Annotated in this window: 10 protein-coding genes; 9 read left to right on the top strand and 1 reads right to left on the bottom strand. The window is 47.2% G+C overall.

Going from position 1 to position 9,619, the window contains the following annotated elements; all coding sequences use genetic code 11:
- Nucleotides 1-177 precede the first annotated feature (177 nt).
- Nucleotides 178-1,356 (bottom strand): serine--glyoxylate aminotransferase, encoded by a 1,179-nt coding sequence (locus CMM32_07215; GenBank protein ID MBT06689.1) that lies wholly within the window; start codon nucleotides 1,354-1,356, stop codon nucleotides 178-180.
- A 208-nt stretch (nucleotides 1,357-1,564) separates the two neighbouring features.
- On the opposite strand from CMM32_07215, the gene CMM32_07210 reads away from it, so the two are divergent.
- The 9 genes from CMM32_07210 to CMM32_07170 all read left to right on the top strand — a co-directional run bounded on the left by CMM32_07210 (nucleotide 1,565) and on the right by CMM32_07170 (nucleotide 9,617).
- Nucleotides 1,565-2,422: a phytanoyl-CoA dioxygenase gene (locus CMM32_07210; protein ID MBT06688.1), complete on the top strand. Its 858-nt coding sequence runs from the start codon at nucleotides 1,565-1,567 to the stop codon at nucleotides 2,420-2,422.
- 26 nt (nucleotides 2,423-2,448) lie between these two features.
- Entirely contained in the window at nucleotides 2,449-3,351 is a 903-nt protein-coding gene (locus tag CMM32_07205; GenBank protein MBT06687.1) for a phytanoyl-CoA dioxygenase, read from the top strand.
- A gap of 163 nt (nucleotides 3,352-3,514) precedes the next feature.
- Complete coding sequence (locus CMM32_07200) at nucleotides 3,515-4,606, top strand: malate/lactate/ureidoglycolate dehydrogenase (GenBank protein ID MBT06686.1); 1,092 nt, start codon at nucleotides 3,515-3,517, stop codon at nucleotides 4,604-4,606.
- A 131-nt stretch (nucleotides 4,607-4,737) separates the two neighbouring features.
- The gene (gene otsB / locus CMM32_07195) at nucleotides 4,738-5,535 is read left to right on the top strand and encodes a trehalose-phosphatase (GenBank protein ID MBT06685.1); all 798 of its coding nucleotides are present in this window, start codon (nucleotides 4,738-4,740) and stop codon (nucleotides 5,533-5,535) included.
- Between the two features lie 15 nt (nucleotides 5,536-5,550).
- The gene (locus CMM32_07190; protein MBT06684.1) at nucleotides 5,551-6,777 is read left to right on the top strand and encodes an MFS transporter; all 1,227 of its coding nucleotides are present in this window, start codon (nucleotides 5,551-5,553) and stop codon (nucleotides 6,775-6,777) included.
- Between the two features lie 102 nt (nucleotides 6,778-6,879).
- Nucleotides 6,880-7,566: a hypothetical protein gene (locus CMM32_07185; protein ID MBT06683.1), complete on the top strand. Its 687-nt coding sequence runs from the start codon at nucleotides 6,880-6,882 to the stop codon at nucleotides 7,564-7,566.
- Nucleotides 7,567-7,617: 51 nt separating this feature from the next.
- A complete protein-coding gene (locus CMM32_07180; protein MBT06682.1) occupies nucleotides 7,618-8,103 on the top strand; it encodes a peptidase in 486 nt (161 codons plus the stop codon).
- A 163-nt stretch (nucleotides 8,104-8,266) separates the two neighbouring features.
- A complete protein-coding gene (locus tag CMM32_07175) occupies nucleotides 8,267-8,635 on the top strand; it encodes a hypothetical protein (GenBank protein MBT06681.1) in 369 nt (122 codons plus the stop codon).
- A gap of 130 nt (nucleotides 8,636-8,765) precedes the next feature.
- Nucleotides 8,766-9,617, top strand: a complete 852-nt coding sequence (locus CMM32_07170) for a hypothetical protein (protein ID MBT06680.1) — start codon at nucleotides 8,766-8,768, stop codon at nucleotides 9,615-9,617.
- The last annotated feature ends 2 nt before the right edge of the window (nucleotides 9,618-9,619 follow it).

Genomic DNA, 9,619 nt, shown 5'->3' with positions numbered 1-9,619 from the left:
TCGAGGGGAGACACCTCTTGTTTCTTCAGAAGCGTGACAGCTTCCCTGGCAGAAAGTTTAACGAGTTCGTTCATCGATTAATCCCCAAGTTGTTTGTAACGGGCTTCGCCGACTGTATTTTTCTTGATGCCGACACTTGTTAGGCTCACTTTCTAAATAAATAGCAATACCATTGACCTATATCAAAGAGCTAATAGCGGCTTCCACACCCCCTGGCTCATAAGAGATTTTTTGCTTTTTTAATGTCATCTCCACCCCAGCAAGGGTCCCAAGGATCATGGGTTCGTTNAGGTCTCCCAGGTGGCCAATTCGAAAAACCTGTTTTGCCAATCGCTCNANGCCAGCGGCTAATGCAACACTATGTTTTTCTCTACACACTGAACGAAATTCATCTACATCGCATGGTTTGTTGAAAAGAATTGCTGAAATAGAATTGGAATGTTCACGAGGGTCCAGGGATAGAAGCTCAAGAGTTCCTGACTTTCCCCAGTGCGTTATAGCAGATCTCACGGCGGTTGCGATTCTCTGGTGGCGTAAGAACACGTTGTCGAGACCTTCTTCATCAAGCATGACCAGGGCTTCCTGCAAACCAAAAAACATTTGGATCGGTGGGGTTGAAAGAAATCCGGGGTTTTTGCCGTCTGGCATAAACATTTTCCAGTCCCAATAGCGCCGTTCCCTCGAATTTTTTTCCGAGGTGTGCCATGCTTTTTCGCTGATGGCATTAAAGCTCATGCCAGGCGGAAGCATGAGCCCTTTTTGAGATCCTCCTACGGCCACATCTACGTTCCAAGCATCCATGCGGAATTCTATTGAGCCTAGGGAAGAAATAGTATCCACCAGAAAAAGGGCAGGGTGGTTTGTCTGCTTTATAGCGTTTCCAATTTCTTCTAAACGTGAGGTTACACCGGTCGATGTTTCGTTGTGTACTACGGCGACGGCTTTGATGATGTGNCCTCGGTCCGCAGCNAGGCGTTCCGAGATGGCTTCAGGATCGGCCCCGTGGCGCCAATCGCCAGGCAGGTATTCGACTTTAAGCCCAAGAGCTTCTGCCATGTTCCTCCACATATTGGAAAAAGCGCCAGTCTCCGGCATAAGTACTGTATCGCCGCGGGAGCAAGTATTCACCAAAGAGGCCTCCCAGGCTCCGTGTCCAGCTGCGGGGTAGATTATCACTGGCCGCTCTGTTTTGAAGACATCCCTAAGTCGCTCGAAGCATTCCTGAGCCACTTCACGGAAGCCAGGACTTCTGTGATCTAACGCGGGCCGGTCCATTGCTCTTAGAATACGATCTGGCATATTTGTGGGGCCAGGTGTATGGAGGAACTCCCGCCCTCTCTTTACTGCTTTGTTCATTGCCACAATCTTTTAATCAGGGTGAGTGGGGACCACGACCCTAGATATACTGATGTATTATCGTAAGCAACTAGGAGTAGAAAGTTTTCTTTGCTTGGCGTTAACCTAGGTTATCCGACAGGTTATTGCCTGGTTTTTGACGTAAATTCGGTCTAAGTTATACTCACGTAGCGTGTTATCGTATCATTTAAGAAGTGTGGGGTCATAGATGACTAAGGTTCTTACCGAGGATCAGGTGTCTTCCTTTCACCGAGATGGTTATTTATTTCCATTGCCGGCGCTTACTTCTTCAGCGGCGGCTAATTGCTATGCTAATTTTGAGGATGTCGAGAAGATGTGTGGGGGTCAGTTGACTGGCCCAGTCCGCTATAAGCCCCATATACTATTTCCTTGGCTCAACAACCTAATAAGGACTTCTAGTATTTTAGATGCAGTGGAAGACCTTCTTGGCCCTAATATTCTTTGCTGGGCCACCAGCTTTTTTAACAAAGACGGGCNTGACCCAAGCTATGTATCCTGGCACCAGGATTCAACTTATTGGGGCTTGAGTGCCCCTGATGTGGTGACCGCTTGGGTGGCTATCACACCAAGCAAGATAGAGAATGGTTGTATGCAAGTTATTCCCGGAACACATACAATGGATCAGATTGCCCACCGAGATACAGATGCGGCACATAATCTCCTGTCTCGAGGTCAAGAGATAGAGGTGGACGTGGACGATTCCAGGGCCGTGGACTTGGAGCTTAACGCAGGAGAGATATCTCTTCACCATGTACGGCTAATTCATGGATCACCCCCGAACTCTTCGAGCCAGCGCAGGATAGGTTATGCAATTCGTTATATACCTACCCATCTACACCAGTTGTATTCACTAAATGATACTGCGACCCTGGTCCGAGGTGAGGACCGCTTCAATAACTTTGTTTCGGAACCTGTGCCTAGTAGTAATATGGACCCTAACGTATTAGACTTTCATGCTAAGGCAAATGCCGAGGCTGGAAAGGTCTTGTATAGAGGAAGCCCAAAAGAGCCTTACTTTGCCTCCGCAGGCGAGGTCAAGGCTTAAGCGCGGTATAACTTGGAGGTATTAGCTTGATTAGTAAAGAGCAAGTGGAGTCATACGAAGAAAGCGGATACGTCGTTATTAACGATGTGTTGAGCCCTCAGCTCTTGCAAGAGTTGTGTCAGGTTACGGATGATGTTGTTGCTAGCGCGTCCGAGATTAGCCAGTCAAACGAATTGCTGGATTTGGAGCCAGACCATACCAAAACCTCGCCCCGTGTTCGGCGCATAAAGCGTCCCCATTTGGCACATGAATTTTATCGTAGGCTTTCCGCAGAAACCTGTATTACTGACAGTTTGTCAGCACTGCTGGGGCCGAACATAAGACTTCGGGCTGGTGGTAAAGTTAACATGAAATCGGCGAGATTTGGCTCTCCTGTTGAGTGGCACCAGGACTGGGCGTTCTATCCTCATACCAATGACGACGTCCTGGCAGCGGGAATTCTTTTGGATGATATGGATCTGGATAATGGACCATTGTTAGTCATGCCGGGAACCCACCGTGGCCCGGTCTATGATCACCATTCAAATGGCGCATTTTGCGGTGCTATGGATCCAACTTCTGTTGATTTAGATTTTAGCAAAGCTGTGCCGCTCACGGGGAAGGCAGGTTCCATGACCGTTCACCACGTTCGTTTGGTGCACGGCTCGGAACTTAATCGGTCCGGGAAGCAGAGACGATTACTCTTGTACGAATACACAGCGGCCGATGCTTGGCCAATGGCTGGAGTAGAGGGACTGGCCGATTTTGAAGAGTTTAATAGCCGCATTGTGAAAGGGGAGCCCACCCATATTCCTAGGGTCGAGGCTGTTCCCATTCGCATGCCGTTTCCGAAAGCGCCCCATCAGGGGTCTATCTACGAAAATCAACGTACGCTAAGTAATAATTATTTTGATCACCGGGTTGATCAACGGAGAGCTGAAGGCACTTGAATTTTTGGGACGTGAGGGTTGCGTCTGGCCTTTAACTATTCAGGAATACCATTGAATGACGTTTACTTTGTCGGGGTTCCAAGTGCGGCAGTGCTTCGTTTATGAGCAGGGTGTATTTTTCTTAAAAACGGATAGCAAACTTACAGTATTAGGAAGGTAATTAATGCCGAATATAGGAGCCGAGGGGCTACAAAAGTTAATAAAGAAAATGATAGAGGGGGCGGGCTCTGACCCGGAGGAAGCGGAGCAAGTTTCGGCCAATTTAGTGAAGGCTAATTTGATGGGCCATGATAGCCACGGGGTACATCTGGTTCCTCGTTATATAGAGAATGTTAAGAATAAGGTGCTCCAACCTAATGCGCACATAACAGTTGAAAAAGATTCCGGGGCAATTTTGCAGATGCACGGTAACATGGGTTATGGACAAATAATTGGTGCGGAGGCAATGGAATTGGGTATCGCCCGAGCGGCAGAAACAGGAGTTGCCATTGTAGCTCTCCGACACACCCATCATCTGGGCCGAATTGGGGCTTGGGGCGAAATGTGTGCCGAGGCGGGAATGGTATCAATCCATTACGTAAATGTGATAGGCCACCTTCCTTTGGTGAGCCCCTTCGGTGGCTCCGAGGCGCGTTATGGGACTAATCCCTATTGCACCGCTATTCCTTCGCCAAATGGTGGAAAACCTATCGTACTCGACATGGCCACCAGTAAAATTGCTATGGGTAAGGTAAAAGTAGCTTACAATAGGGGCATTGAAGTGCCAGAAGGTAGTTTGATAGGCCCGAATGGTGCTCCGACCCGGGATCCAGGCGTAATGTTCCGTGAAGAACGAGGAGCTCAGTTATCCTTTGGGGACCATAAGGGCTATGGTTTAGCTTTGATCGCCGAGATTTTATCTGGTGCTCTTGTAAATGGTGGCACATGCCTTCCTGAAAACCAAACAAAAAATACAATACAAAACAATATGTTGACCATAATAATTGACCCTGATTCCGTTGGGAGCAAAAGCTTTTTTATGCAGGAACTAGGAGAGATAACAGATTATGTGAAGTCGGCTCGGCCAGCCCAAGGAGTTGACCAAGTATTGGTACCCGGAGACCCCGAGAGGATATCAATTGTTAATCGTGGTCGTGATGGCATTCCGCTGGATAATACGACTTGGAATGAGCTTATTGGATCTGCTCAAACGGTCGGAATTTCGGAGGATGCGGCTAAAAATTTGACAGAAATTGTAGGGTCCACGCCTGATTGAGGTGAATGGTAAGTTGACTGAAGAAGATTTGATAAAGACCCAGGTTTCTCGGGTATGGTGCCTGTATTCTGGATTAGAAATACCTGGAGACTTTTTAGGAATTCTCTAGGAAAACGGAGGGGAAAAGGGGAATCGTGCGAAGCAGTCAGCCGTTACGTCAGGCGTGGTCCAAGTTAAGTCGAGATTTAACCGGCCAGAAATTTCATTTGTTCCTGGATTTTGATGGCACTCTAACGCCAGTGCGGAGACGTCCAGAGCTGGCACAACTGTCTGCAGAGATGTCGGCGAAACTGATTGAGCTAAAGTCCTTCATTCCTCTTGCAATTGTTTCGGGAAGAGACCGCGAAGACGTAAAAAATCTAGTTGGTGTGGAGGATCTGTTTTACGCAGGTTGTCATGGTTTTGATATCCAGGACCCACGGCTTCCCGCTTTGCCAAAATTGGATGGTCAGTGTTCTCAGGAAGACATCAAGGTTTTGGGCAATGTTGTTGCGGATTCGATAAACAAATTTGATGAAGCCGTCTTAAAGATTAAGAAATGGGCGATAGCCATACATTATAGAGCCCTAACTCCTACTAAGGCAGGATTACTTGAGAAGATAGTGAAAGATACAGTAGCTCCCTTGTCAAACTTTCGTGTTGGCCAGGGAGATCAAGTTATTGAGATTACTCCCAGTGTCCCATGGGATAAAGGAGAGGCTGTGCTATGGTTACAAAGTCAATTTGCTCGCCTCTACGGCATAGGTGAGGCAATTTATATCGGTGATGATACCACTGATGAGGATGCTTTTAGGGCCTTGGAGCGTAACGGACTATCAATTCTAGTTGCTGAGAGGTCGCGGCCAAGTAGTGCCGCTTATCGCCTGAATAATCCAGAAGAAGTCGGTTGGTTTCTAGATCAACTACTATGTCTGCTCCGGAAATCTTGATCGGGGGCAACGTTGGTGGGAGGTAATTTATTCAGTGATGCAGGTCGGAGGCAACAGCTCTTAACGGTAGGTTTTGCGAGTGTAGCCCATGCCTATGCCCATTTGGTTATCCTACTTTATGCGACTGTTGTGCTGATCCTGGAGGACAAATGGTCAATGGGCTACGCTGAGTTGTTTGCTCTTAGTATTCCGATGACCATTATGTTTGGGTTGGGCGCACTGCCGGCAAGTTGGCTATCGGATCGCTGGTCTCCATTTGGAATGATGGCATTGTTTTTTTTTGGGGTTGGGATTTCGGCCATAGGAACAGGATTTGCCACCAACCCATTACAAATGGTGTTAGGCCTAGGGGCGATAGGAACATTTGCTTCTATTTATCACCCCGTTGGCATCCCTTGGTTAGTCGATCATAGTCGGAGCCCGGGGAGGGCACTCGGAGTAAACGGAGTGTTTGGTTCTATAGGTACAGCAGTAGCGGCCTTGGTGGCCGCATGGTTAGGTAGCCGTTATGGTTGGGAGTATGCATTTATTGTGCCAGGCTTGGTTTGTGTAGGAACGGGAATGTTATTTTTGTTTGTTGGATGGTTTGGTTGGGTGGGGAATAGAGTAGAACATTCGGTTCGCATAAGTGGGCCAGGAACTTCTGATATCAAAAGAGTTTTTTTGGTTCTGGCTGTTACGGTGCTTTGTACTGGATTGATTTATCAGATTACCGCCTTCTCCTTGCCTAAGATTTTTGATGAGCGCCTGGATTATGGCATTGGAGCCAGTGTTCTTGGTGTTGGTGGATTGGTAAGTGTAGTTTACGCTCTTAGCGCTTTTGCGCAGTTGATTGGAGGGGAACTAGCTGATCGTTTCCCGTTAAAGTACGTTTATTTAGGATGCCAGGTTTTACAGATACCGGTATTAGCATTGGCTTATATACTTTACAGTCCGGTTTTGGTCGTATGTGCAGCATTGATGGTTGGGCTCAACGTTTCCGGGCAACCAGCTGAGAATGCCTTGTTAGCACGTTACGCGCCCCCGTCATGGAGATCGCGTGCCTTCGGTGCAAAATTTGTTCTCACATTAGGCGTGTCGGCTTTAGGGGTTGCCTTGGTTCCGATGGTACATGGTACAGTTGGCTCCTTGGATCCGATGTTCCTAATTATGCTCGTTTTTGTTACTTTGTCGGCCGCTGCGGCAACCACACTTCCTGTTTATCGATTTGGGAATGGGAAACCTAAAGGTGAAACGTTATGAGTTCCANTTGCGAGCAAGCAAATCGCGTATTGCTCTGTAACAGGATTCGGCTATTTTGGGGTCCGTAACTAAGGTCATATGTACCGCTAGGGGAGCGCAAAACTGGAAAATACTGGCCAAATTTTAGATGGTGTTAAACTGTTTGCTGATGTTCCGTCGGGGGATCTCGAGGTGCTCGCTAAGAAATGTGAATGGCTTGCGTTTGTACCTAATGATATCATATTGGATCGTGATGATAACACCCGCGACGTATATTTTTTGACGGATGGCAGGGTTAGGGTAATGAACTTCATTGGGACAGAACATGAAGTGACCCTTGCCGAAATGGTCACAGGAAGCCATTTTGGTGAGTTATCCGCAATTGGGCCGAGGGAGAGAACAGCTAGAATTGTCGCTGTTGATAGAAGCACNGTGGCTGTGATGCCTAGAGAAACCTTTTTAGAAATGTTAATGGAGTTCCCACAGGTATCAATAAACTTACTTCGGGATTTAGCGTATGTAATATCTTCTATGAACGATAGGGTATCGTTGTTGTCGAAGACAAATCCAAGACAGCGCGTATATATAGAATTGCTTCGACTTGCTGTGCCAAATCCACGGGGTGATGGAAGCTGGATTATCGAGCCGATCCCTCATCATACCGATATAGCTGGGTGGGCAGGCACAGAGCAACAGGAAGTGGCAGAGGCAATCGGAAAGTTGGCGCGTGAGAAGATTTTAGAGAGAAAAAATAGAAGTTTTATTATTAATGATCGTGCAAAAATCGAGTCGCTTTCGGGGATGTCGTAGGTATTTAATTAAGTAATTAAATCAGATATCGATTGGAACCATTTAATCGCAATGTACGATATCTTTCTGTTTCTCTTTAGTTCCCTCCTAGTGTTTGCTGCTATTTCTGATCTGCGAACATTTGAAATCCCCAATTTTGTTTCTGCTGTGGGGGCATTTCTTTTCTTTCCTGCCGCTTTTTTCACCCAATTGGATGCCGTCGTATTGGCTTCCCACCTTCTGGTAGCCGGAATGGTGCTTGGTGTTGGGTTTGGCCTATTCGTTGCTAACCTTTTGGGTGGAGGCGATGTCAAAGTGCTATCAGCAGTGGCATTATGGTGCGGGCTAGATGATATTTTGCCTTTGCTCTTTTGGGTTGCAGTGGCAGGAGGTATTCTCGCTGGAATGTTATTTTTTTTCCGACTGGCTAAAATCCCAAAGTGGGCGTTATCCTCAGATTGGCTTGCGAACCTCCACTCAGAGACCGGAGTGCCGTACGGNGTGGCTATTAGCACAGGGGCACTGTGGGTCTTTTTCAGAAATCACTTGGGATTTTAAAATATACCGGTAATCACTTTAGGCGATTCACCCTACTTTGGAACAGCAGACACCTATATGGAGTTCCTTCTTTTCCAAAATCTACGTGTGAATTTTAGTGTGTTGTTTATTAGATACAGGGTGGTAGGAAGATTTGTTCCGATATTTCATGTAGAATACGGGGATGGCTGATTCTACCAAGATATCCACCTATCGTGGAAAACGCTACGGCAATTTGTGTCTTGTGACTGTGGATGATTCTCCTCTGGACAGACGGCTGGATATTGTGGCTGTCCCGCTGGCGGATTTTGAATGGGGATACAATGGCGCGGGGCCCGCTAGGTTGTCGTTTGCGATTTTGGCACATTATTTTAGAGATGATGGTAAAGCTATAGAGGCTTATCGTACTTTTTGCGATTTGGTAGTTTCGGAATTTCGCGAGGATGATTGGTCTATCACTACAAAGACTATCAGCGGTTATTTTCAGAGTACCGTGGAAGTTACTATGACTCTCAGCGAATTGCTGGAGAGGGCACGTGCATTAAGGGAGTAGGGTGAAACTATCTATTTGATTTTTAATATAAAAATCCCGGGCACTTGCGTTGCCTTGGTCTAGGTGGCTAGGTTACATCAGTTTAAGAATTTGCCTAGTATTGTGGGTACCGTTTTCTGGGAATAGGTAGGTGAAAATGCGGAAAGTTCTATGGGGTCTGGGTGCATTGTTTGCCCTAGTGGGGTGTGCGGGAAATGATTTGATCTTGAGCGGACATCAGGACACACTGACTCATGTTGGCCATTGGGAGCGAATGGCGGAAAACAGTGCCATTGAGATCGATGGTTGCCTCCGGGGAGAAACTCGTCCTCTAGATTTCTTTGCGCAGCTAGCTCAAGACAGCAAAAATTTACTGCCTGCCAGGGGGGCAGGTGGTCCTGCTGAGACAACTGCCCAGACTTACGGCCGGTCCGAATCCGCGGTGCCGTATTGCTGGGGTGATACCGATGGCCTCTCAGNACGAAAAATTTTCATAGCCTCTGGTGATAGTAGCACTGGTTTTGGGCGCAATTTTCGACGATTTCTCATGTCTAAGTTAACCTCTCTTGGAAATGATGTAGTTAACGATCCTAGAGATGCTTTGTTAGTAAAGTTTCATCTGGATGCCGTGGTGCGTGGTCAACAGGTTCCTAAGTCTGTTCCTGGTTTTTTCTCTCTAGCCGCGTTTACATCTTGGGTGTTCCGGGGAGATGAGATTGTGACGAGTGTAATCCCAACGAAATTTGCCCGAGTAGGAGTTCCTGTGGCAGCGGGTTTATTGGCGGATAGTTTTTTGGCTCATGAAATTGGAGGGCCACAGTTGGTTATAACCACATCGTTGCTGGATGGATCNCAAGTCTTGATGAGAAGTGCGAATGGATACTTTATTTCTGATGAGGATTTGGCCCAATATGTGGGGCCGCTGGGTCCGTTGCCCGAATCTTCAGTAGAGCAGATTGCTACAGCGCCTGGGGTTGCAACATTAAGTGTCGTGGAGGAGTAGGC

This window comes from Rhodospirillaceae bacterium (assembly GCA_002728255.1).
GTDB lineage: Bacteria > Pseudomonadota > Alphaproteobacteria > UBA7887 > UBA7887.
The sequence above is the reverse complement of the archived record's forward strand: the minus strand, read 5'-3'. Positions and strand labels throughout refer to the sequence as shown.

Coding starts and splice junctions, on each gene's coding strand:
- CMM32_07200 (MBT06686.1), top strand. CDS start 3,515: ATGCCGAATATAGGAGCCGAGGGGCTACAAAAGTTAATAAAGAAAATG.
- CMM32_07175 (MBT06681.1), top strand. CDS start 8,267: ATGGCTGATTCTACCAAGATATCCACCTATCGTGGAAAACGCTACGGC.